Consider the following 22,440-nt stretch of genomic DNA (forward strand, 5'->3'; position numbering starts at 1 on the left):
TCAGACCGCGCGCGCGTTGGTCAGCGTACGCTCGCGACATCTTTCGCCGCGGGGGTTGTGGAGGGCGCTTGGATGCGATCCGCCCGCGTGTACAGGTTCATGCTCGACCCGCGCACGAACGCCGCGAGGGTGAGACCCGCGCGTTCCGCGAGCTCGATCGCAAGGGACGAGGGGGCCGAGACGGCTGACAGCATCGGGATGCCGGCCATCACGGCCTTCTGCACGAGTTCGAAGCTCACGCGGCCCGAGACCTGCAGCACCGTTGCCCGCAGGGGGAGTCGGTCGTTCAGCAGCGCCCAGCCGACCACCTTGTCGACGGCGTTGTGCCGCCCCACGTCCTCCCGGGCGACGAGCAGCTCCCCGGTCGCCACGTCGAAGAGGGCCGCGCCGTGCAGGCCACCGGTCTTGTCGAACGTCTTCTGCTGTTCACGCAGCCGGTCGGGGAAGGCCGCCACGTCGTGCGCCGACACAGTCAGGGGGTCGGTGGACACGTCGTAGGTCGACACCTTCTCGACCGCCTCGATGGATGCCGTGCCGCACACCCCGCACGAGCTCGTCGTGTAGAAGGAGCGTGCGATGTCGGGAGAGGGAAGTGCGACACCCGGCGCGAGCGTGAGGTCGAGCACGTTGTAGGTGTTGCCGTCGGCGCCGCCGGTGCCGGGTCCCCCGCAGTGGATCGCACGGGCGAATTGGTCGCCCCGGCTGAGGACGCCCTCGGACACGAGGAAGCCCGCGGCGAGCTCGACGTCATGGCCCGGCGTGCGCATGGTCACGGCCAGGGGGGAGCCCGCGACGCGGATCTCGAGCGGTTCTTCGACCGCGATGGCATCCGGTCGCTGACGGTTCACACCGTCGAGGGTGATGCGCGTGACGCGACGAGACGTGGTGAGTCGTCCCATGTCAGTCGCGCCCGCGGGGAGGGAAGAGGGACATGGGGGAAGCGTACGCCGGGCCGCCGACACCGGGACGCGGCCGGAGGTGATCCGGCGACGGGAGGACGGCCCGGCCCTGCGGCATCCTCCGCTCCCGGGATCACCTCCGGTCGCGGGTGCGATATCGCATCCCTATTCGCCCGAATACAGATCTCGGAAGTTTTTTCAAGTCCGACGTGACGTTCACCTCACGCGGTACGTCTTAGTCATGTAGGTCGAAACACCTACCCCGGAGCATCCGGGTCACGAACTCTGAAAGGCATCGACATGGCTGAGAACACCACCCCCGCCGCCCAGAACGTCCCCCAGGCGGTGTCGCGTGTGAACCGCCCGCTGAACGGCCGCGGTCAGGACGCCCACGCCGAGGGCAAGACCACGATCGCCGAGGGCGTCGTCGCGAAGGTCGCCGGTATCGCGGCCCGCGAGGTCGCCGGTGTGTACGCGCTGGGTGGCGGTGGGGCCCGTGCCCTCGGTGCGATCCGCGACGCGATCAACGCCACCGACCTGACGCAGGGCGTCAAGGTCGAGGTCGGCGAGACCCAGGCCGCCGCCGACATCACCATCGTGGTGGAGTACGGCGCGCCCATCCAGGAAGTCGCCGACCAGGTGCGCGGCCGCGTCGCCGGAGCCATCAACCGTCTCGTGGGCCTCGAGGTCGTCGAGGTCAACGTCGACGTCAACGACGTCCACATCCCGGGCGACGACAACAACGACGACGACAGCAACGAAAAGCGCGTCCAGTGAGCGCCTCCACCAAGGGTGCCCTCGCCGGTCTGGTCCTGGCCCTCAGCGCCCTGATCTTCGGTTTCTGGGGATTCGTCCTCGTCGCCCTCTTCATGGCGATCGGCGTGGTCGTCGCCCGCATCACGGCGGGTGAGCTCGACTTCGGCAACATCGTCAATGCCTTCAAGGGTCGGAGCACATCGTGACCACCGTCACCGCTTCTCCCGGGGTCGGCAACCGCACGGTTGCCGGCCCCGGCCTCCCCGCCGGCCGCGTGCACATCGCGGACCGCGTGCTGCAGAAGACAGCCGAACGGGCTGCTGCCGATGTGATCGGCGTGGATGCCAAGAACGTCCACGTCGAGATCGTCTCGGCCCGCGACACCGCTGCGGTGCGCGTGACCTCGCCGTTCCCGGTGCCGCGCCTCGACGACACCGAGGCCGTGCGCCGCGCGACTCCCGTCCTCGAAGCTGCTCGTACGGCCCAGAGCGAGCTGCGTTCGCGCCTGACCCGGCTGTTCGGCCGTGAGATCTCGCGCGTGGACCTGACCATCTCGGGCGCTTCCGCCCCTCAGCGAAAGCGAGTGCTGTGATGACTGACACCGTGCTGCGCACCGTCGTGCGCCGCGAGACCCACTCGCCTCGCACCGTGGCCATGCTCGTGGTGGTCGTGCTGCTGCTGCTCGTCCTGGCGTACGCCGCGGTCGAGATCATCCTCAACCTCGTCGGCGCGCAGCCGCTGCTGGTCGCCCCCGGCGAGGCTCTGAACGCCGTCGTCGCCGCTCCCACCGCGCTGATGCCGGTCGCGTTCATCGTCGGCGGCATCGTGCTGGCCGTCCTCGGTCTGATCGTGCTCGTCCTGGCCCTCAAGCCCGGCCGCCTGTCGCGTCACGAGATGGCGTGGGGAGAGCGTGCCGTCGTCGTCGACAACGGCGTCGTGGCCTCCGCCATCGCCCAGCACCTCAGCAACGAGTCCGGCATCGCCCGTGACGACATCGTCGTCGGCGTCGCCCACCGCTCGGTCGATGTGACCGTGCGCCCGCCGGTCGGCATCCCGGTCGATGAGGCGCAGCTGCGCCGCATCGTCGACGAAGAAGTTTCGGCTTACAAGCTGACGCCCGCCGTGCGTTCCCACGTGCGCGTGGAGCGTCCCGACACCAAGGAGTCCCGATGAATGCGACGCGTCGCGGTCTGAACCGCTTCGTCCTCTTCCTCGTCGCCGTGGTGCTGCTGGCCGCGGGCGCCCTCGCCCTCGCCGTGGGCCTGGTGCCCGGCGGGACCGACACCTGGACCACCGTCATGGGCGGATTCCAGGGCTGGCTCGAATCCCTCGGACGCGACTCCGCCGGATGGGGTGCCGTCGCCGCCTTCGTGGTGCTGGCGATCATCCTCATCGTCATCGCGTCCTCCGCCGTCCGCGGTCGCCGTCACGCGCCCCTGCAGTCCACCGGCAGCGCCAGCGCCGAGGGCCGCATCACGGTCTCCGACGGTTTCGCCTCGGAGGCGCTGAAGAACGCCCTCGCCGAGCGCGACGAGATCCTCTCCTCCCGCGTCACCGCCGGGGAGATCAACCGGGAGTCGGTGCTGCACGTCGCGGTCACCCCGCGCCAGAACACCTCACCCCGCCAGGTCGCCGAGCACGTCGACACCCTCGTCACCAACCTCGCCGCCCTCACCGGACAGAACCTCCGCGCCTACATCTCCATCCACACGGGTCTGCGCGCCAAACTCGCGCGCGACAACACCCGCGTGCAATGACACCCCACGAGGAGACGTCATGACCACCATCGACTCGACCATCGATCCGCCTGATCTCGACGCCGCCGCGGACCTCGCGGCGAACGCCGCCGCCGCGGTGCCGGGCGTGCACGCGCTGGGGAGCCTCCTCGGCCGTGCCTCCGACGCCGTTCGCGAGCGGGTGGGCCTGGCCAGCACCGCCCCCGGCGTGAAGATCGACACTGACCGCGCAGACTCGGTCACCGCGACCGTCTCGCTCGTCGTCGACTACCCGCACAAGCTGCACGAGGTCTCCGACACCGTGCGCGCCGCGGTCCGCAGCGCGCTCGAGCCTTTGGGACGCGGGACGATCGACGTCAACGTCGTCGTGACCGGCGTCTTCGGGCCGTTCGACCGCGACGTCGTCGACGAGGCGGAAGAACGGGCGGACGCCGTGGCGGCTCGCGCTCGTGACGCCGCGGGAGCCGCGAAGGAGAAGGCGGATGCCGCAGTGGCTCGCGCTTCGGTGGCGGTCGACGACATGAAGGCGAAGTCGAAAGACGTCGCGGCCGGCGCCTCGGCTGCGGTCGACGACGCGGTGGCGAGGTCGAAGGATCTCGCGGCCAGCGCGTCCGAGACCGTCGACGTCGCGATGTCCAAGACGAAGGACGTCGCCGCGGGTGCGGCGGCCGCCGTCGACGAGACGGTCAAGGCGGCCCGCGAACGCGTCGCCACCGCGGACTCCCGGGCGGACATCGACGCGGCGGACCGCGTGACGGAGGGCCTCGAGCCCGCACGACCCGAGCCGGACGCGCTCGTGGACGACCGCGGCGACGTGCGCGACGTGGTGGCCGAGGCTCTCGAAGACGCCGCGGTCGACATCGCGATCGCCGCCGACGAGGTGCGCACTGACGAGAAGACGCCGGCGGTCGACAGCGTGCAGTCGGTCGTGGAGGACGACCGTCCCCGCCCCTGATACCTGATCTGCGACACACGAAAGGGCGCCTCCGCTGCTTCGGCGGGGGCGCCCTTCGTCGCGTCCAGCCCCGATGTGCGGTGCGCCCGCGTCGAAAGTGCGCTGCGCGCCGGGTCGGCGGCACGCCCGCCCGGCTCAGTTGTAGGCGAGGCCGCGGCCGCTCGGTGCGGCGGCGCTGCCCGGGCGATAGGTGAGGACGACCACACTCGAATCACGCCACGTGCGCACGTTCAGAAGCTCGAAGTCCATCGACGGAATGCCCTCGAAAGCCCGCTCATCGCCGACGACCACCTTCGGTCCGACGAGAAGGTGGAGCTCATCGACGAGCCCGTGGGCGAGCAAGTCGGTCCAGAGCGTCCGGCTGCCGAAGATCAGGATGTCGTCGGACTCGCTCTCGCGGAGACGCCGGAGGTGGTCGTGGGCATCCGCACGACCAACGATCTCCGTGCGCTCCGCCCACACGGCGACGTCGTCGTCGGTGAGGTGGTCGGATATGACGGTGAGCATCAGGTCGGTCGCGTAGCGGGACGCGATGTAGCGATCCTCGGGGATCGCATCGGGATCATCGACGCGCTCGGGCCAGTACTGCATCATCCCGACGTACGACGTGGCGCCGAACAGCAGCCTGCCGGCTGAGCGGACGCGATCGGCATTGTGCTCGGCGAAGGCGAGGTCCATCGGCATCTGCGACACGTCGCCGCCCGCGCCCTCGGTGTATCCGTCCAGACTCACCATGCTGCTCACCACGATCTTGGCCATGCGCCCATCCTGCCGAGCCGCGCGCTCGCGCACAGCCCCCCTCCCGGGCGGCGCCGCGCCGTCCTCGGTGCGCGGGTGGTCCTCCCGCCGGCGATGCGGGCGTCCTGAGCCTCGAAAGGACTCGTTCCTCGCGAGATCACATCGGATTCCCGCGAAAGTCGCGTGATCTCGCGAAGTCCGCGTGATCTCGGGGTCTCCCGGCACCCCGCATCCGGGGTCAGAGTGCGCGCAGGTAGCGCCGTGTCATCCACGCCTGCACCAGGCGGCCGACCGGCGCGCCGACGCGGGTGAACCAGCGACCCGGCGCAGAGAAAGCGGCGATCGCGAAGACGACCTCGCCCGAGGGGTGCAGCGTCAGCGTGAAGCGCTCCTCACCCCGCTCGGGGTGTCCGCGCAGCGTGCCGTAGGCGAAACCGGCCGAGGTGTCGGTGCGCTCGGCCCACACGACCAGGCACGGGATGCGGAAACTCAGGATGCCGAGCCCCAGCCGCATCGTCACGCGGGTGCCCTCGCGCATCGGCGTCTCGGACAGCTCGACCCGCGCGCCCGCCCGGCGCTGCGCCTCGCCCGCGAGCAGCGCGTCGGCCGCACGGACGAAGTCGGCGGGTCCGTGCCCGATGACGCGTTGCGCCCGCACGTGGTGATAGCCCGGCGGCATCTCGCCGGCGGTCGCGCCGACCTCGTCGTAGGTCAGGCCGTCCATGTCGTCCACGCTAGCCGCGGCGGCCCGCGCGGACCCCGGGTTGCGGTGCCCGTCTGAGCGGTGGTGGTGCGGAGCGGAGGGGGTGCGGGGAGGGGAGGACGCGGGATCGCTCTCGTGTCCTCCCCTGCCCACATCTCCTCCCCTCATCTCCCGCGCACCGCCGTCCGGCAGGCCCGCGGCAATGGGGTTCCGCCCCTCGCGAGGGCAGCGACGTGGTCCCGCACCGCTTCGACCTCTGAACGCGCGCCTACGCTGAGCACATGCCCCTCTCTCCTTCCCGGGCGGACGCATGATCGGCGTCGCCGACCATCTCGCCGCGGTGCTCTCGGCGGTCGAGCCGCTCGCCCCGGAACCGCGTGACATCGCGGCGGCGCGCGGACGCGTGCTTCGCCGGCCCGTGCGCGCCGCCGTCGACGTGCCCGGCTTCGACGCATCGGCCATGGACGGCTTCGCGGTGCGCGACCTCGCGATGCCCGGCGTCCTCCGCGTGGTCGCCGACCTGCCCGCGGGCACCGATCTCGACCCGGCGCTGCGTGCCGGCGACGCCGCGCGCATCATGACCGGTGCGCCCGTGCCGACCGACGCGACGGCGGTCGTGCCCTTCGAAGACACGCTGCACGGCCTCGACGGGGGCCTCCAACCGGTGACCGTCGTGACGGCGCCGCGCGCGCCCGGCGTCCACATCCGCCGCCGCGGTTCCGACGTGCGGGCCGGTCGACTCGTCGCCGACGCGGGCGTGCGGCTGAACGCCGCCTGGACCGGTGCGATCGCGGCATCCGGTGTCGGCACCGTCACGGTCTCGCGCGCGCCGCGGGTCGCCGTCGTGTCGACCGGATCCGAGCTCGTCACCCCCGGTGCTCCCCTCACCCGTGGACAGATCCCCGAGTCGAACAGCGTCCTCCTCGCCGGACTCGCCGAGGAGGCCGGCGCAAACGTGGTGCTCCGCACGAGCGTGGGCGACGAGGGCGACGGACCGCGTCGCGCGATCGCCGCTGCCGAGGCCGCCGGAGCCGACGTCGTGGTGTTCTCGGGCGGGGTGAGCGCGGGCGCGTACGAGGTCGTGAAGAACACGCTCGGCGATCTCATGCGCTTCGACCGCGTGCGCATGCAGCCCGGGAAGCCGCAGGGCTTCGGGCGAACCGACGCGGGCACTCTGCTGTTCGGCCTGCCGGGCAATCCGGTCAGTGCCGCGGTGTCGTTCGAGCTGTTCGTGCGTCCGGCCCTGCGCGCTCTCGAGGGCGACGCCGAGCTCGGCCGCGCCCACGTGCGCGTCGGGCTCACCGAGGGGTGGCGTGCTCGCCCCGAGCACGTGCAATACGTGCCGGTCACGCTCGATCGCCGCGATCCGGCGCGCTGGCGCGCCACACCCACGCCGCGGGGAACCCGGGGGTTCGGTGCGGCCGACGCTCTCGCCGTCATCCCGCCGAGCGATGTGGCGCTCGCCGCCGGCGACAGCGTGACGGTCGCGCTGTGGTGAGTGTCGACGCGATCGTGCTCGCGGGCGGCCGCGGTTCGCGCGTGGGCGGCGCGATCAAGCCCCTCTTCGACGTGGACGGCTCGACGCTGCTCGGTGCGGCCGTCGACGCCGTGCGCGCGCGAGGTGCGGGGCGCGTCGTCGTCGCGGCGCCCGTGCTCGACGAGGGTCTCGACGCGACCTGGGTGCGCGAGGATCCGCCCTTCGGAGGCCCGGTCGCGGGGATCGTCGCCGCCCTCCCCGCAGTGGATGCCGAGGAGGTCTTCGTCGTCGCGAGCGATCTGGCGACCGCGGGGCCGGCGGTGGCACTCCTGCCCGACGGGCTGCCGGTGGGGGTCGACGGCGCGTGCCTCGACGACGGGCGGCGCCAGTGGCTGATCGGCCGGTATCGCACCGCGGCGCTGCGGGCTGCGGCATCCGCTCTGTCCGACGCGGGGCGCGATGCGTCGATGCGGGCGCTGCTGGGCGGGCTGAACGTGATGACGGTCCCCGCCGATCCAGACCTCACGCGCGACGTCGACACGTGGGACGATCTCACGAAGGCCCGAGGAGGAGTCATGACGGAATCACGCACCCTGCCGCCCGAGGCGCTCAACGACTGGAGCGCGGCGCTCGCTGAGCGTTTCAATCTGGCCGAGGGCGACATCCCCATCTCGCTGATCCTCGACCTCGCGCGCGACGTGGCGAACGGCGTCGCGCGCCCCGCCGCGCCTCTGAGCGCATTCGTCGCCGGGCTCGTCGCCGGTCGCGCCGGGGGGACGCCCGCCGAGACCGAGGCCGCGGTCGCGGCGGTGGTCGAGATGGCGAAGGGGTGGGAGAACCGCTGACGCTCGTCGAGGTCGGCTGGGCCGGCTCCGCGACGACGTCGACGGCCCGCCCGCCCGATGCGGCCGAGAGGCGGGGTGCACCCGGCCTGCCGGGCGACCGCGAGGTGCGGGGCGTCCGTCGTCTGTAGGCCTCGGGACCGCGCGCGGAGCAGCAAGGCATCGACGGAGGCGTCAGGCTCCGGCAGCACCTCGAAGGAGTCGAGAGCGCTCCATGAACCTGGCTAGCTGGGTGCTACCGCCCGACGTATTCACCTCGCGGCCGCAGCCGCATCGCCTGTTCGCCGTACTCCGCGTCGATGTGCGCGATCCAGCCCGCGAGGCGCCCCACGACGAAGATCGTGCTGGCCGCGTCATCGGGCAGCCGGGCGCCCGACACCAGGGCGGCCAGAGCGAGATCGACGTTGGGCTGCAGACCTGTTCGGGCGGCGACGGTTTCCTTGAGCCGGCGCACGGCATCCATCGTCGCTTCTCCGTCCGGGAGGGCCGGAAGCAGGGGGAACAGGGCGTCGGCGCGGTCGTCGACGCCGGCGTAGAGAGGGTGACCGAAGCCCGGGATGCCGTTGCCGTCCTGCAGCACCTCGGCCAGCGCCCGTTCCGGCTCGAGTCCTCGGCGAACGCGTGTGAGCAGGCGGGCGGTCCGCGTCGCCGCGGAGATGTGCAGCGGAGAATCGGCTGCACCGAGGGCGGCGCTCACGGCGGCGTATCCGTCGGCCCGCGCCGACGCGGCCACCCGTGCGGCGAAGGTCGACACGGCGAGGTCGTGGTCGATGAGCAGCACGAGGGCGGCGTTGACAGCGGCGTCGACGGAGGCCGGTGCACGCCAGGCGCTCGCGAGTGAGCGGGCGATGTCGGCGTGCGGATCGCCGCCGAGGGCGATGGGCAGGCCCGTGAGCAGCGTCCAGCCGATGCGGTGCAGGGTCGCCGCGGACGTGTCGTGCCGCAGCGGATCGTCGGCGGCGAAGCCGGTCAGGGCGGCGCGGAGGCGATCCATGGCGCCGGCGTGCGGCGGAAGGGCCGCCACCATCTCGCGCGCGCTGCCGATGGCGGGGTCGGGGGCGTCGAGTCGCTGGGCATCCCACAGCCACGCGACGACGTCGGAGAACGGCCGGTCGATGAGGTCGCGGGCCCGGCGGCCGCGGAACAGGAGCTCGCCGTCTTCGATGTCGGCGATGTCGGTCTGCACGACGCCGAGCGGCGAACCGGTGGTGGGATGCGCCGACGACCGCACCGGGGCACGACGACGCCCCGCCGCGAACGTCTCGACGTCGAGCGCGTCGAACGTCGAGCCGCGGGCGTCGCGCTCTCGGTGCAGGAGTCCGCGCGAGACGTAGGCGTAGAGCGTCTCGGGCTTGACCCCGAGCCGGGCGGCGGCTTGGGCGGCCGTGAGGCGGGGGAGAGGGGATACCATCTTGATCCGATCAACGTTGACGCTGTTGCGGTCATGTTCGCACACTGAGCGCATGAGCGACCTAATCGATGTGCCCCGCGGCCTCAACGACGTCGTGGTGGCCGAGACCACCATCAGCGACGTCGACGGCGACGCCGGTTTCTACCACTACCGCGGCCACTCGGCCACTGCCCTGGCCCGCACGCGGACCTTCGAAGACGTGTGGCACCTGCTCGTCGTCGGCGACCTCCCCGACGTCGACCGCGCGGCCGCCTTCGACGAGCGCATCGCCGCCGCGCGATCCGATCCCCGGATGCCGGAGCTCATCGCCGCGGTCACGGCCCGCACCGACCAGCCGCTCGCCCGCCTCCGCGCGGTGTGGACGCTCGCGGCATCCGTCCGCCGTTCGCGCGCGCTGTACGACCTCGACGAAGCCGGCCGGCTCGACGAGGCGATCGCGTTCGCGGCGATGGTGCCGCTCTCGCTCGCGCCGGTGGGCGGTCCGGCCGTCGGCGCCGCCGCGGCCGACGGCCGAGGGAGCTTCCCGTCCGCCACGAGCGCGCCTTCCGGCCTCGTCGCCGACTACCTCCGCCGTGTTACGGGCCACGTGCCCGACGACGTCCACGTTCGCGCGCTGTCGGCCTACCTGATCGCGGCGATGGACCACGGTTTCAACGCCTCGACGTTCACGGCACGGGTCATCGCCTCGACGGGGGCCGACATGGCATCCTGTCTCTCCGGCGCTCTCGGAGCCCTGTCGGGACCGCTGCACGGAGGCGCCCCCGCCCGCGCGCTCGACAGCCTCGACGCCGCCGGTGACGACCCCGGTGCCTGGATCGCGAACGAGCTCTCGGCGGGGCGGCGGCTGATGGGATTCGGTCACGCGGTGTACCGCACCGCTGACCCGCGATCCGAGCTGCTGCGCGAGGTCGCGCAGCGGCTCGGGGGAGCGCGGGTGGCGCAGGCGCTGGCGTTCCAGCGCGAGGCCGAGCGTCAGCTCGCGCAGCGTCGACCTGAGCGGCCCCTGCACGCCAACGTCGAGTTCTACGCGGCGGTGGTGATGGAGCAGTGCGGCATCCCGTCCGCGATGTTCACACCCACCTTCGCGCTCGCCCGCACGATCGGCTGGACGGCGCACGTGCTCGAGCAGGCGCGCGATCCCAAGATCATCCGGCCCTCGGCACGTTACGTCGGGCAGCCCTTCGAGGGGTGAGCGGGACTCGCTCGCGAGATCGAGCGGGGATGCGCCGGGTCGCGAGCACCGCGGACGAACGGTCGGATGCCGCGGACGAACGGCCCGGCGCCGCGCGGCTCGAACGGCCAGCATCGAAGCATGACCGCCACCGCTCCTGTTCCCACGTCCGTCGCCGGGCTGCCGACGATGCGCTACGGCGGACTCGTCGTCGTGATGCTGCTGAGCTTCCTGCTCGTCACCGCGGAGTTCCTCCCCAACGGTGTTCTCACCGAGATGGCCGCCTCGCTCGGCGTGACCCCCGGTCAGGCGGGGCAGACGGTCACCGTCACCGCCCTGGCGGGGCTCCTCTTCGCCCCCACGGTGGGCCTGCTGCTCCCGCGCCTCGACCGCCGCACGCTGCTGGTGGGCGCGGCCGCCGCGGCAACGGTGTCGAGCCTCGTGGTGGCCATCGCCCCCAGCCTTCCCGCGATCCTCGTCGCCCACTTCCTGCTCGGGGCGGCGATCAGCGGGTTCTGGTCGATGTCGATCACGGTGGCGGCGCGCCTGTCGAGCCCCGACCGCATCGGACGCGCCATGATGTTCGGCTCGGCGGGCGTGTCTCTCGCGACCGTCGCGGGCGTGCCGATCGGCGTGGCGCTCAGCGAGGTGCTCGACTGGCGCCTGGCGTTCCTGTCCATCGCCGTGGTCACCGCCGCGGTGGGTGTCGCCGTGCGGTTCGCCCTGCCGCCCGTGCCGCCGGCTGCGACGTCGAGCCTCGGCATCCTGTTCGACACGCTTCGCCGTCCTGGAGTGGGCGGAGGCATGATCGGACACGTCCTCGTCGTGCTCGGGCACTTCGTCGCCTACACCTACGTGCGTCTGTCGCTGGAGCGCATCCCCGATGTCGACGCGGGCACGATCGTGCTGCTGCTCGCCCTGTTCGGCGTCGGTGGAGTCGTGGGCAATCTCGCGGTCGGTGTCGTGGTCGACCGCGCCTTCGCCCGCCTCGCCGTGGTCGGGCCCCTGGTGATCGCGCTGGCGATCGCGGCGGTCATGCTGCTGCCCGGAGCGATCGTGGTGGTCGCGATCGCGGTGATCGTGTGGGGCTTCTTCTTCTCGTCGTGGCTGATCATCGTGAACACCTGGGTCGGCCACCGCATGCCCGACCGCCTCGAGGCCGGCGGCAGCCTCGTGGTCACGGGATTCCAGCTCGCCATCATGATCGCGGCGGGCGTGGGCGGCATCCTCGTCGACGCGACGAGCGTCTTGACGGTGGATGCCATCGGCATCGCCCTCCTGATCATCGGCGCCGTGCTCTTCGGGCTGTCGGTGCGCGAGCGGCGCGGCTCCGCCTGACGGGCGCGGGAGCGGCGCAGATGCCGCCCGTCGGTCAGACCGCGAGTTCGCGCCGCCCGGCTCGCCATTCCGACGGCGCGACGCCCGTGTGACGGCGGAACGCCCGCCGGAAGCCCTCGTCTGAGGCATAGCCGAGCGCCCGCGAGGTCTGCGACACCGGGGTGCCGGCCTCCAGCAGTTCCTTGGCCCGCCGCATGCGCACCTCGGTCACGTACGACGCGGGCGAGCTGCCGAACACCCGGCGGAACCGGGCCGCGAAGACCGACCGCGACATCGCCCCGAGGGCGGCGAGCTGGTCGATGGTCCACTCGTGCCCGGGGTCGGCGGAGACCGCCGCGACCACGCGCGAGAGGAACGGATCGTCGCTCCGCGGCGGCCATGCCGACGCGCGTTCGGTCGACGCCCACGCCCGCAGCGCCGACAGCAGCACCGTCATCACCATGAGTTTGCAGATGGTCTCGTCACCCTCCCGATCGGAGGGCGCTCCCGGAGCGGGGATGCCGAGGTGCGCGGCCAACGAGGCGGCGGCGGGTTCCGCGTGGGCGAAGCCGCTGACGAACACGACGGGTGGGAGGGCGCGGGTGTCGGCGGTCGGCGTGACCTCCAGCGGCACGACGGTCACCTCGGCACCGGACTGCGACGTCAGCGTGAGGGCGTGGCATCCGAGGGAGACGAAGGCATCGCCCGCGAGCAGTGTGCGCTCGCCCTCGATCGCCGCGGCAGCGCCCGACGGCGCGTCCACCGTGCACGCGGGTCGCTCGGGTGCCCGACCGGTCAGCTCACCGCGCCGGACGTAGACGAGCGCCGCGGCGCCGCGGGGCAGCGGCAGTCGCTCCCTCTCGGACAGGGTGCGCTGCCAGGCGCGGCCGGGCCGCACGTCGATGCTCGACAGGGCACGTTCGAGGGTGGGCTCCGGCGTCATGCCTGCGGCAACCGGTCGGGCGGGCTCCGTATTCCGTCGCCGGTGCGGCGGGCGGATCCGCTCGTCAGGTCAGCAGCTCCACCCCGCTGAAGAACCCGATCGAGATCGACAGCAGACCCGCGGCGACTCCCGCGATGAACCCCGCCGCGGCGAGTTCGCGTGCCATGCGGGCGTTGAGGCTCACGATGCCGCACACGAACGACACGCCCGCGAGCACCCACATGCCGATCTGGATCCACGGCAGGTTGTCGATCTCCGAGATCGCGCTGGCGGTGACGACGAAGATGTACCACGCGATCACCACGACGCCCGAGATGATCGCGACGACCGACGGCACACGCATGTCGCCCTTGGGCGTGGGCGGCGGGGGCGGCTCGTCGCGCGGCGGGACGTCGGTGGCCGGTTCGAGCGAATCGGGGAGGTCGTCGTCTGCCATGGCCCGATCCTCGCAGGTCCTCCGGCGATCCGGGGTTGCCTTGACGCTGCGGCTCAGGCGCGGACGACCCGGATACCGGCCGCCGTGATCGCCTGCGCGGCCATCTCGGGCAGGGCTCCGTCGGTGATGACCTCGGCGAGCTCCGCGAGACGCAGAGCGCGGTACTTGGCGAAGCGGCCGTACTTCGAGCTGTCGGCGATGAGCACCGCGCGCTCCGCGGCGTCGACGGCGGCCCGCTTGGCCTCGACCTTCGCCTCGACCGGTGTGGTGACGCCATGGCCGAGGTCCCAGGAGCTCGACGAGATGAAGGCCAGATCGAGTGACAGCTCGGCGAGGGTGAGTCGGGTGAGACGCCCGATGGTGGAGAGATTCGTTCGGTCCACCCGACCGCCGACCGAGATGAGGTCGGCACTCGGGTGGTCGAGGAAGGCCTGCACCGTCGCGATGTCGTTCGTGACGACGGTCAGGTCGTGGATGTGCTCGAGGAACGGCCGCATCGCCTGGGCGGTGGTGCCGGCGTCGAGGTAGATGGTCATGGTGTCGCGCACGAGGCGCGACGCGGCGCGTGCGATCGCCGTCTTCTCCGCGATCTCGCTGGTCGCCTTCTCGGCGCGCGAGGGCTCGAGCACGAGACGGGTGGCGAGCTTGGCGCCGCCGGTGGTGGCCTGCACGAGGCCCTGCTCCTCGAGGACGGCGACGTCTCGGCGCACCGTCATCTGGCTGACTCCGACGAGGTCGCTCAGCTGACGAAAGCTCAGGACGCGCTCGCGGTGCAACGCCTGGACGATGCTTTCCCGGCGCTGATCGGGGATCATCGGGGCGGCTTCGCTCATCGTCGTCCTTCGGTCCCGCTCAGCTTACTGAAACGGTCGCGGTCCACGGGGTGCCCCAGTGGGCGGTGATCTCGGCCACTCGCTCGGGGGCGATGAGCCGTCGCCGGTGACCGTCCGTGAGCAGGGTGATGCGGCACGCCTCTTCGAGCTCCACCGTGCTGTCGACGGTCGACGCGGCATCCGGTCCGCTCACGACCGCGCCGTGGTTCGCCAGCAGTGCCCCGTGGAACGGGAACGGGCAGTCGGTGATGAGGTCGCCCATGGCGGGGTCTCCCGGCGGAACGAAGTCCAGCAGCGGTACCTGCCCCACGCGCATGAGGGAGTAGGGCGTCAACGGCGGCACGGCGGTGTGCGCGGCCCACGGTTCGAGACACGACACCGCGACGGTCGACGGGGAGTGCACGTGGACGACGGCGCTGTGCTGCGGGTTCCGGGCGTACATCGCGAGATGCAGCGGCACCTCCTTGGAGGGGCGGATGCCGTTGACGAGGTCGCCATCGAGGGTCAGGACGGAGATGTCCTCGGGCGTGAGGGCGCCGAGGCGCGTACCGGTGCCCGACATCAGCACGTGATCGCCCTCACGCACGCTCACGTTGCCCGAGGTGCCTGGGCTCAGTCCCGCCTCGACGAGGGTCCGGCCGGCCGCGATGAGATCGTCGACGGCGCTCATGCGAGGGCTCCCCACGCAGCGGTGAACAGGTCGGTGGCGCCGAAGTTGCCGCTCTTCAGCACGAGCGCGACGGTGTCTCCGGATGCCGTCTCCCCGGCGCTCCAGCACACCCCCGGCGCGAGCTGCGGGCCGATCTCGAGGGCCGAGATGCCGAGCGCCTGGACCACGGCTCCGCTCGTCTCGCCTCCCGCGACCACGACCCGGTGGACGTCACCGCCCGCGACGAGGCCGGCGACGACGGCGGAGAGCACGTGCTCGACGGCATCCGCCGTCGCGGACGCGTCACGGCGGATGTCCGACAGTTCGGTGACCGACGAGATGAGGGGCAACGCGGTCGCGGGCACGCTCCGCACCCAGGCGGTGAGGGCGGCGATCTCGGCGTCGGGGTCGGAGACAGCGGCATCCAGGTCCACCCCTCTCGCGATGGCGCCGCGGGCGGTCGCGTCGGCGATCTGCGCACGGGTCGCCGCCGACGCGGAACCGCACACCACGAGCCGACCGGGACCGACCGCGGGGAAGGGTACGTGAGCGTCGACGGCGGGGGCGTCGAGGTGCGCCGCGAGCGCGGCTCCTCCGGAGACCACCCGCAGGTGGCGAGACGCGTCGGCGATCACTGCGAGGTCGGCATCGGTTTCGGCATCCACGATGAGATATCCGGGAGTGGCACGGTCGATCGCCGCGCGCAGGGCCTCCTCGCCGCCGCGCACGGTGTCGAGTCCGATCTCGGTCAGCTCGGCGCTGGTCTGCGGGGCCAGGATTCCGCTGAGCCGCGAGATCGTCATGGGCGTCAGCGGGTGGTGGCGCATGGGGGAGTCCTCGAGCGGCACGCCGTCCACGAACAGAACGCCGTCGCGCACCGTGCGTCCGTTCGCGGGGAACGAGGGCACGACGATGGTGCGGTCGGTGTCCGCTCGTCCGACGATCGCGTCGAGCACCGGGCCGATGTTGCCCTCGTCGGTCGAGTCGAATGTCGAGCAGTACTTCACGTACAGGCGATCCGCCCCCGCCGCGAGAAGGCGGTCGGTGGCGGCGAGCGAGGCCGAGACCGCCTCGTCTACCGGCGCCGTCCGCGACTTCAGGGCGACAACCACCGCGTCGTGGTCGGTGGGGATGTCGTGCTCGCCGATGACGACGGCGGTGCGCAGGCCGCGCTCCCGCAACGCGGTGGCGAGGTCGGTCGCGCCGGTGAAGTCGTCAGCGATGGCGCCGAAGTGCATGGAAGACCTTTTCGTCGGGTGCGGACCGCGGAGGCGGCCCTCGTCCAGTGTATGTGAATATTTGAGAAGATAGTTTGACAATTTGTGAGTCGGCGTTACAGTTGCCGAGCACCCGATGCGCTCCCCCCGGCATCCCACGACTTTCGACGACGTAAGAGGAACAACGGTGATCCACAGCTCGGCACAGCGCCGTCAGGCCCCCATCCGCATCGCCGTGACCGGCGCGAACGGGGGGTACGGACGCACGCTGCTCGACCAGCTCCGTCGCCTTCCCGACATGACGGCCGCCCAGCTCGTCGACCCGGACGTGGAGGGTGTCCGTCGCATGCTGGCAGACCTCGGCGTCGAGGGCGACGACGTCGTCGCGGTCACGGATGCCGCCGATGCGGCCGCCGCGGTCGAGGCGGGGCGCACGGCCGTGATCGCCGACGCCGCGCACGTCGCCTGGTCGCACGTCGACGTGCTCGTCGAGGCCACCGGTCGCATCGACGCCGGGTTCGCCTACGCCGACACCGCCCTCGACCATGACGTGCACGTCGTGATGGTGAGCAAAGAGGTCGAGACGATCGCCGGCGTCGCGCTCGGTGCCAAGGCGCGCGAACGGGGCCTGCGCTACCTGCCCGGCGACGGCGACCAGCCCGCCAATCTGCTGCGTCTGGTCGACTGGGTGCTCGCGACCGGTTTCGACATCGTCGCGCTCGGCAAGTCGGGCGAGTACGACCTCGTCTTCGACCCCGAGACCGGTGTGGTGGACCAGAACGGCGTCGAGCAGCATGCGCCCGCGCTGGCGGACCTGCTCGGTCACGGTGACGATCTGCATGCCACGCTCGCCGCCCGCCGTGAGGCGGTGTCTGGCCTGAAGCGCGCCGCGGCCGCCGACTCGTGCGAGATGAACGTCGTCTCGCTGTACACCGGGGCGACCGCCGACGTCGAAACGATGCACTACCCGGTCGTGCGTCCCGACGAACTCGCCGACGTCTACGCCGAACGCTCGGACGGGGGCATCCTCGACACGACGGGCGTGATCGACGTGTTCTCGATGCTGCGACTGCCGGGCGAGGCGAGCTTCGCCGGCGGCGTCTTCGCGATCGTGCGTACCGGCGATGACGTCACGTGGGAGATCCTGCGCGGCAAAGGACACGTCGTCAGCCGCAACGGCCGGTACGCGTGCATCTACTGGCCCTACCACTTCATGGGGGTCGAGACTCCTCTGACGATCGCTGCCGCGTTCGACGGCACCTCGACCACGGCCGAGTCCCGACAGCACACGGTGCTCGCCGCCCGGGCGTCCATCGCCCTCGCCGCCGGCACGCCGTTCCGCGTCGAGGGTCACCACCACGAGATCTCGGGCGTCGCGCCGGTCATCGTCGCCCCCGACGCGGGCGACATCGCCCCCTACTACCTGCTGTCGGGTGCGCGCCTGCGCCACGACGTCGCCGCGGGCGAGCTCGTGCGCTTGGCCGACCTCGACGGCGTGCACGAGCCCGCGGCATCCGCTTACCGTTCCGGGTTCGCGCTCGGAGCCTGACCTCACCCTCGACCACCCAGGAGATCGACGACGATGCACCGTTGCCCCCACCACCCCCTGCCCGCGCGCGAGGCGACCCCGTGAGCGTGGAGATCATCGCCCTCATCGTGCTCGTCGCGGTGTTCGCCGTCTCGGCGATCCGCAACGTCCACATGGGCGCGCTCGCGCTCGTCGCGGCCTGCGTCATCGGCGTGCTGCTGGTGGGCGAGTCGCTCGACGACGTGCTCGGCGGCTTCCCCGTCGACGCTCTGCTCATCCTGCTCGGCATCACCTACCTCTTCGGCATTGCACGGGCCGTCGGCACGATCGACTGGCTCGTCGACAAATCGGTGCGCCTGATCGGCGACCGGGTCGCACTCATCCCCTGGGCGATGTTCGCCGTGGGAACGCTCGTGGCCTGCCTCGGCACCTCGCACGCTGCCTTCACGCTCGTGCCGATCGCGATGAGCCTCGCGCACAAGCACCGCATCCACTCCACGATGATGGGCATCGCGATGAGCTCGGCCATCGTGGGTGGCGCGCTCGCCCCGACGAGCATCGTGGGCATCACGGTGCTCACCGTCGCCACCTCGGCCGGAATCCCCTACAACGCGGCACTCATGTTCGGCCTCTCGGTCGGCATCAACACCGTGATCGTCGCGGTCGCCTTCTTCCTGTTCGGCGGACGCGAGCTCATGGCCCGCGGTCGCGCGGCGAAAGTGGCATCCGAAGGGCTCAGCGCCGGAGGCTCCGGCGGCGTCGCCGGCACCGGCTTCAGCACGCGCCCCCGCGGCGGTGGCACGGCGGTGCTCGAGCAGACCGTGACGCAGAAGCTCACCGGCTACCAGCTGATGACGCTGATCTCGATCCCCGTGCTCGTGATCGCCTTCTTCACACTCACGCTGAACGACGTCGACCTCAACCTCGGCGCCGTCGCCCTGACCCTGGCCGTGCTGCTCGCTTTCATCAACCCGAAGGCGGGTCGCGAGGGCCTGGCGAAGGTCGACTGGAACACGATCCTGCTCCTCGGCGGCATCATCACCTATGTCGGCGTACTGACCCGCTTGGGCGCGATCGACCAGCTGGGCGAGTTCGCGCGGTCGGTGAACGAGCCGCTCATCGCGGCGTTGGTGTTGTGCATCATCGCCGGTCTCGTGTCGGCCTTCGCCTCGACGATCGGCATCATCGGCGCGCTGGTGCCGCTCGCCGTCCCGCTCCTCCTGCCCGGCGGGGGTCTCGAGATGACCGGCTTCATCTACGCGCTGGCGATCTCCGCGTCGCTCGTCGACTGCGCACCGTTCGGCACCACCGGTGCCACCATCGTCGCGTCGGCGCACGAGAGCGAACGCCCTCGGCTGTACAGGCACCTCACGATCTGGGGATTGTCGATGGTCGTGATCGGACCCGTCATCACGATCGCACTCTTCGTGGTTCCCTTCCTGGGTGGGTGACCCCTCGCATCCCCTCGCAAACGGCCCGGATCGCCTCACGGTGGTCCGGGCCGTTCCCGTTCGGTCCGGCCTAGGCTCGAACGGATGAGAACCATCGGAGTCGATCTCGCCGCGTCAGCGCCCGGCACCGCTCTCGCCGAGGTCGTCTGGACCGGTGGTCGGGCTCGCCTGACGCGGCTCGAGACCGGGATCGTGGATGCCGACATCGTGGCATCCGTCACCTCCGGCGAGGCGTGGCTCGGCGTGGACTGCCCGCTCGGCTGGCCCGACGCGTTCGCCGATTTCGTCCAGGCGCACCACGCCGGTGTCGAGCCGTCGCTCGGACCCGTCGAGGGCGGCGCCGACTGGCGGCGGCTGCTCGTGTACCGCCACACCGACCACGTCGTGAAAGACCGCATCGGCCGCTGGCCGCTGAGCGTGTCGACCGACCGGCTCGGGGTCACGGCCCTCCGCGGCGCGGGCCTCCTGCGCCGTCTCGCCGACGCCGGGTTCGCGGTCGACCGCGCGGCGGAGGGGCGCCTGTTCGAGGTCTACCCCGGTGGCTCGCTGCGCCTGTGGGGCTTCGACACGACGGGGTATCGAGTGGATGCCGCCCGCCGCGCCGTCCTGCTCGACACGCTGCGGGAGCGGGCGCCGTGGTTCGACGTCGGACCCTTCGCGCCGCTCGCCGTCGCGAACGCCGATGCCTTCGATGCCGTGATCGCCGCTCTCGCGACCCGCGCCGGAGCGCTCGGGCTGTTCGAGCGTCCGGCATCCGAGATCCTGCCGGTCGCCCGTCGCGAAGGCTGGGTGGTGCTGCCCGACGGGCCGCTCGAGGACGTGATCGCGGGGTTCTGACGGGTGGGGGCTCGCGGGAGATCCTCATCTGACCGAAAAATGAGTATCCAGGCTTCGGTCAGACGAGGGTCGACCGACGTATCGGCGGTCGCCCGCTTCCGTTCGCCGTGCTGTGGCGGCAAGCCGGATACCGTGCCGACGAGTCGGCCTCTTGTGCGGGCGGCGGCGATGGCCTGTCATGGTCGATATGACCGAGAGCGCGCACACGATCACCTCGAAGCAGTTCCACCGTGAGGCCGGAGTGGGCGATTGGCGCGTGGTCAGCTCCGGCGCGCAAGCGGTCTTCCGCGCGTCTTCCCTGCGGCATGCGGGCAGCCTCGTCGACCCCATCTCCGCGGCGGCCGAGGAGCACGGCATCCTCCCCGACATCGACGTGCGGCCCGAGGCCGTCGTCGTGCGGGTGCCCCCGTGGGCCGCGGGCGGGATTCCTGCGGCGGCGCCCCGGTTCGCCGCCGCGGTGTCCGAGGCGGCCGGTCGCCTCGGACTGAGGGCCGACCCCGCGGCGATCCAATCGGTGAGCGTCTACATCGCGCAGCACTCGAAGGCCGATGTGCGCCCCTTCTTCCTCGCCGCTCTCGGGTACGCGCCGGTCGGCGAGACGGACGCGATCGATGCCCTGCGCATCGCGCCCGACCTCGCGTTCAACCCGCTCACCCCCGATGAGCCGAAGCGTGGACGCACTCATTTCGACGTATTCGTCCCCGCGTCGGAGGCGCAGGCGAGAGTGGATGCCGCGCTCGCCGCGGGCGGGCGACTCGTCGACGACTCGCAGGCGCCCGCCTACTGGACGCTCGCCTCCCCCGACAACCACGGCGTCGACATCGCGTCCTGGATCGATACGGACGGCTGACGGGGCCCGTGCCCGCGGGTGCTCCGAGCGGTCGGGCCAGGGCTCCGACGCGTCTGTCGGGAACGCGGTGAGGTGACACCAGGTGTCGCGTGAATCGGGCTGATTCGGGACCGGCAGGTCATCTTCGCCGGGACACTGTCCGCCGTCAGAGCGGATGCCCTGTCACGACCTGAGGGGAGACCGCTGCGGCGCGCGGGAGAGCGGTGTAGGACTCGAACACCACCCGGTCGACGGTCTCCTCGCTGACCATCCCGGCGAACTGATGCGCGAGGCGCTCGGCGGCGCGGTGCAGCACCGAATCCGGAGAGAGCAGCCCGTCCTGGCCGCGCTGCGCGTTCATGCCGCCGTTCCTTCGGGCAGCAGCTCGGCGATCAGGCCCTCGACACGGCCGCGGATCTCGTCGCGGATGGGGCGGACGGCGTCGATACCTTGACCGGCGGGGTCGTCGAGCTGCCAGTCCTCGTAGCGTTTTCCCGGGAAGATCGGGCAGGCATCGCCGCAGCCCATCGTGATCACGACGTCCGACTCGCGAACGGCGTCGACGGTCAACAGCTTCGGGGTACCGCCGGCGATGTCGATGCCTTCTTCGGCCATCACGGTCACGGCGACCGGGTTGATCTGATCCTTCGGCTCGGACCCGGCGGACAGCACCTCGACCCGGTCGCCCGCGAGGGCTTGCAGGTAGCCGGCGGCCATCTGGGAACGGCCGGCATTGTGGACGCAGACGAACAGAACAGTGGGCTTGTCGGTCATAACGGGGTCTCGCTTCCTCTTGGTGGAAAGCATAGACCATCATCTATGATTCAGGTGGCGGTGATCGCGATCACTTCGGCGAGGAGAGCACGGACGCGATGGTCGATGTCGTCGCGGATCGACCGGATCACGCTCAGCGGCTGGCCGACCGGGTCAGCGAGGTCCCAGTCCAGGTAACGGCGACCGGGATAGATCGGGCAGGCGTCCCCGCAGCCCATCGTGACCACGACGTCCGCTGCCCTCACGGCTTCGTCGGTGAGCGGCTTGGGGAATTCCCCGCCGATCGTGATGCCGATCTCGTCCAGCGCGGTCACGATCGCGGACCGGACCTCCGCTGCGGGAGCCGACCCGGCCGTCCGGACGATCACCTTGTCGCCGGCAAGCTGGCGGAGAATCCCCGCTGCCAGCTGGGAGCGGCCGGCGTTCTGGATGCAGACGAACAACACCGACGGCGTCCCCACGGATTCCTCTGTGCGATGAAGGTCGTCGAGGCGGGATGCGGTGAACGTCGCCGCGCGGGAGGCGAGCAGAGGAGCGGTGCCGCGGGCGGCGAGCAGTGCGCGGGAGTCGATGAGGTAGCGGGCGACCGTTTCCCGGCTGAAGACCCCCTGGTAGCGGGCCGCGAGATCGTCGACCACTCGCTCCCAGTCCGGTTCATCCGTCGCGAGGGCTGGCGCGCCGAGGAGGGCGGTGACGCGGTCGGCTTCGTCGGGGTTGATCGAGTACCAGACCCGCCGCCCCTCCGGTTCGCGGACCACGAGGCCCTCGGCGCGCAGCGCGGCCATGTGGTGGCTGACGGTGGGCTGCCGCAGCCCGAGCTGCTCCGCGAGCCGGCTGACCATCGCGCGACCGCCCGCGGCATCGCGGATCAGCTGGACGATGCGGGCGCGGGTGGGGTCGGCGAGCACGGCCAGCGCGGGAGCATCCACCGAATCCAT

26 protein-coding genes are annotated in these 22,440 nt (G+C 71.5%); 14 read left to right on the forward strand and 12 right to left on the reverse strand.

Going from position 1 to position 22,440, the window contains the following annotated elements:
• Positions 1-20: 20 nt before the first annotated feature.
• Positions 21-899 carry a formate dehydrogenase accessory sulfurtransferase FdhD gene (gene fdhD / locus ACXKZF_RS00465; protein ID WP_488985033.1) on the reverse strand — a complete coding sequence of 293 codons (879 nt, stop codon included), beginning with the start codon at positions 897-899 and terminating at the stop codon, positions 21-23.
• A gap of 300 nt (positions 900-1,199) precedes the next feature.
• On the opposite strand from fdhD, the gene ACXKZF_RS00470 reads away from it, so the two are divergent.
• Genes ACXKZF_RS00470 through ACXKZF_RS00495 form a run of 6 tightly spaced genes read left to right on the forward strand, consistent with a single transcriptional unit; the run spans position 1,200 to position 4,346 of the window.
• Positions 1,200-1,676 (forward strand): Asp23/Gls24 family envelope stress response protein, encoded by a 477-nt coding sequence (locus ACXKZF_RS00470; RefSeq protein ID WP_055953016.1) that lies wholly within the window; start codon positions 1,200-1,202, stop codon positions 1,674-1,676.
• Positions 1,673-1,861 carry a DUF2273 domain-containing protein gene (locus ACXKZF_RS00475; protein WP_055953019.1) on the forward strand — a complete coding sequence of 63 codons (189 nt, stop codon included), beginning with the start codon at positions 1,673-1,675 and terminating at the stop codon, positions 1,859-1,861. Before ACXKZF_RS00470 ends, ACXKZF_RS00475 begins: the two co-directional genes overlap by 4 nt.
• On the forward strand, positions 1,858-2,247 hold the full coding sequence (locus ACXKZF_RS00480) for an Asp23/Gls24 family envelope stress response protein (RefSeq protein WP_488985034.1): 390 nt from the start codon (positions 1,858-1,860) through the stop codon (positions 2,245-2,247). The genes ACXKZF_RS00475 and ACXKZF_RS00480 overlap by 4 nt, the downstream gene beginning before the upstream one ends.
• Positions 2,247-2,828, forward strand: coding sequence for a DUF6286 domain-containing protein (locus tag ACXKZF_RS00485; RefSeq protein WP_488985035.1), 582 nt, complete (start codon positions 2,247-2,249; stop codon positions 2,826-2,828). Before ACXKZF_RS00480 ends, ACXKZF_RS00485 begins: the two co-directional genes overlap by 1 nt.
• Positions 2,825-3,412, forward strand: a complete 588-nt coding sequence (locus ACXKZF_RS00490; protein ID WP_488985036.1) for a hypothetical protein — start codon at positions 2,825-2,827, stop codon at positions 3,410-3,412. The genes ACXKZF_RS00485 and ACXKZF_RS00490 overlap by 4 nt, the downstream gene beginning before the upstream one ends.
• 19 nt (positions 3,413-3,431) lie before the next feature.
• Positions 3,432-4,346 carry an Asp23/Gls24 family envelope stress response protein gene (locus ACXKZF_RS00495; RefSeq protein ID WP_488985037.1) on the forward strand — a complete coding sequence of 305 codons (915 nt, stop codon included), beginning with the start codon at positions 3,432-3,434 and terminating at the stop codon, positions 4,344-4,346.
• Between the two features lie 135 nt (positions 4,347-4,481).
• Here ACXKZF_RS00495 and ACXKZF_RS00500 read toward each other — a convergent pair whose 3' ends face one another.
• Positions 4,482-5,105, reverse strand: a complete 624-nt coding sequence (locus ACXKZF_RS00500; RefSeq protein ID WP_488985038.1) for a dihydrofolate reductase family protein — start codon at positions 5,103-5,105, stop codon at positions 4,482-4,484.
• Between the two features lie 217 nt (positions 5,106-5,322).
• Entirely contained in the window at positions 5,323-5,808 is a 486-nt protein-coding gene (locus ACXKZF_RS00505; protein ID WP_243224324.1) for a DUF1990 domain-containing protein, read from the reverse strand.
• 289 nt (positions 5,809-6,097) lie between these two features.
• Between ACXKZF_RS00505 and ACXKZF_RS00510 the strand changes: the two genes are divergently transcribed.
• Together ACXKZF_RS00510 and ACXKZF_RS00515 are read left to right on the forward strand one after the other, a co-directional pair.
• Entirely contained in the window at positions 6,098-7,285 is a 1,188-nt protein-coding gene (locus ACXKZF_RS00510; protein ID WP_488985039.1) for a molybdopterin molybdotransferase MoeA, read from the forward strand.
• Positions 7,279-8,109, forward strand: a complete 831-nt coding sequence (locus ACXKZF_RS00515) for a DUF6457 domain-containing protein (protein ID WP_488985040.1) — start codon at positions 7,279-7,281, stop codon at positions 8,107-8,109. Before ACXKZF_RS00510 ends, ACXKZF_RS00515 begins: the two co-directional genes overlap by 7 nt.
• A gap of 232 nt (positions 8,110-8,341) precedes the next feature.
• On the opposite strand, the gene ACXKZF_RS00520 is transcribed toward ACXKZF_RS00515, so the two are convergent.
• A complete protein-coding gene (locus ACXKZF_RS00520; protein WP_488985041.1) occupies positions 8,342-9,517 on the reverse strand; it encodes a citrate synthase in 1,176 nt (391 codons plus the stop codon).
• 52 nt (positions 9,518-9,569) lie between these two features.
• On the opposite strand from ACXKZF_RS00520, the gene ACXKZF_RS00525 reads away from it, so the two are divergent.
• Complete coding sequence (locus ACXKZF_RS00525; RefSeq protein ID WP_488985042.1) at positions 9,570-10,709, forward strand: citrate/2-methylcitrate synthase; 1,140 nt, start codon at positions 9,570-9,572, stop codon at positions 10,707-10,709.
• A gap of 120 nt (positions 10,710-10,829) precedes the next feature.
• Positions 10,830-12,026 carry an MFS transporter gene (locus ACXKZF_RS00530; protein ID WP_488985043.1) on the forward strand — a complete coding sequence of 399 codons (1,197 nt, stop codon included), beginning with the start codon at positions 10,830-10,832 and terminating at the stop codon, positions 12,024-12,026.
• A 34-nt stretch (positions 12,027-12,060) separates the two neighbouring features.
• Here the strand turns inward: ACXKZF_RS00530 and ACXKZF_RS00535 are convergent, their stop codons facing one another.
• The 5 genes from ACXKZF_RS00535 to otnK form a co-directional block, all read right to left on the reverse strand.
• Positions 12,061-12,948, reverse strand: a complete 888-nt coding sequence (locus tag ACXKZF_RS00535) for a helix-turn-helix domain-containing protein (protein WP_488985044.1) — start codon at positions 12,946-12,948, stop codon at positions 12,061-12,063.
• A gap of 64 nt (positions 12,949-13,012) precedes the next feature.
• Positions 13,013-13,384 carry a hypothetical protein gene (locus tag ACXKZF_RS00540; protein ID WP_055953054.1) on the reverse strand — a complete coding sequence of 124 codons (372 nt, stop codon included), beginning with the start codon at positions 13,382-13,384 and terminating at the stop codon, positions 13,013-13,015.
• A 53-nt stretch (positions 13,385-13,437) separates the two neighbouring features.
• Positions 13,438-14,217, reverse strand: coding sequence for a DeoR/GlpR family DNA-binding transcription regulator (locus ACXKZF_RS00545; RefSeq protein WP_488985045.1), 780 nt, complete (start codon positions 14,215-14,217; stop codon positions 13,438-13,440).
• Between the two features lie 19 nt (positions 14,218-14,236).
• Positions 14,237-14,887, reverse strand: a complete 651-nt coding sequence (locus ACXKZF_RS00550; protein WP_488985046.1) for a class II aldolase/adducin family protein — start codon at positions 14,885-14,887, stop codon at positions 14,237-14,239.
• Complete coding sequence (otnK, locus tag ACXKZF_RS00555; RefSeq protein ID WP_488985047.1) at positions 14,884-16,104, reverse strand: 3-oxo-tetronate kinase; 1,221 nt, start codon at positions 16,102-16,104, stop codon at positions 14,884-14,886. The genes ACXKZF_RS00550 and otnK overlap by 4 nt, the downstream gene beginning before the upstream one ends.
• A 166-nt stretch (positions 16,105-16,270) precedes the next feature.
• Between otnK and ACXKZF_RS00560 the strand changes: the two genes are divergently transcribed.
• The 4 genes from ACXKZF_RS00560 to ACXKZF_RS00575 all read left to right on the forward strand — a co-directional run bounded on the left by ACXKZF_RS00560 (position 16,271) and on the right by ACXKZF_RS00575 (position 20,749).
• The gene (locus ACXKZF_RS00560; protein WP_488985048.1) at positions 16,271-17,632 is read left to right on the forward strand and encodes a homoserine dehydrogenase; all 1,362 of its coding nucleotides are present in this window, start codon (positions 16,271-16,273) and stop codon (positions 17,630-17,632) included.
• Positions 17,633-17,712: 80 nt separating this feature from the next.
• Entirely contained in the window at positions 17,713-19,062 is a 1,350-nt protein-coding gene (locus ACXKZF_RS00565) for an SLC13 family permease (protein WP_055953067.1), read from the forward strand.
• 84 nt (positions 19,063-19,146) lie between these two features.
• A complete protein-coding gene (locus tag ACXKZF_RS00570; protein WP_488985049.1) occupies positions 19,147-19,899 on the forward strand; it encodes a DUF429 domain-containing protein in 753 nt (250 codons plus the stop codon).
• 178 nt (positions 19,900-20,077) lie between these two features.
• Positions 20,078-20,749 (forward strand): VOC family protein, encoded by a 672-nt coding sequence (locus ACXKZF_RS00575; RefSeq protein WP_488985050.1) that lies wholly within the window; start codon positions 20,078-20,080, stop codon positions 20,747-20,749.
• Between the two features lie 145 nt (positions 20,750-20,894).
• On the opposite strand, the gene ACXKZF_RS00580 is transcribed toward ACXKZF_RS00575, so the two are convergent.
• From ACXKZF_RS00580 to ACXKZF_RS00590, 3 genes are read right to left on the reverse strand one after another with little or no spacing between them, the layout of a single operon-like run.
• Complete coding sequence (locus ACXKZF_RS00580) at positions 20,895-21,089, reverse strand: three-helix bundle dimerization domain-containing protein (protein WP_488985051.1); 195 nt, start codon at positions 21,087-21,089, stop codon at positions 20,895-20,897.
• Positions 21,086-21,502, reverse strand: a complete 417-nt coding sequence (locus ACXKZF_RS00585; protein ID WP_488986019.1) for an arsenate reductase ArsC — start codon at positions 21,500-21,502, stop codon at positions 21,086-21,088. The genes ACXKZF_RS00580 and ACXKZF_RS00585 overlap by 4 nt, the downstream gene beginning before the upstream one ends.
• Positions 21,503-21,552: 50 nt before the next feature.
• Positions 21,553-22,440 (reverse strand): metalloregulator ArsR/SmtB family transcription factor, encoded by an 888-nt coding sequence (locus tag ACXKZF_RS00590; RefSeq protein WP_488985052.1) that lies wholly within the window; start codon positions 22,438-22,440, stop codon positions 21,553-21,555.

This window comes from Microbacterium sp. ABR10 (assembly GCF_057812175.1).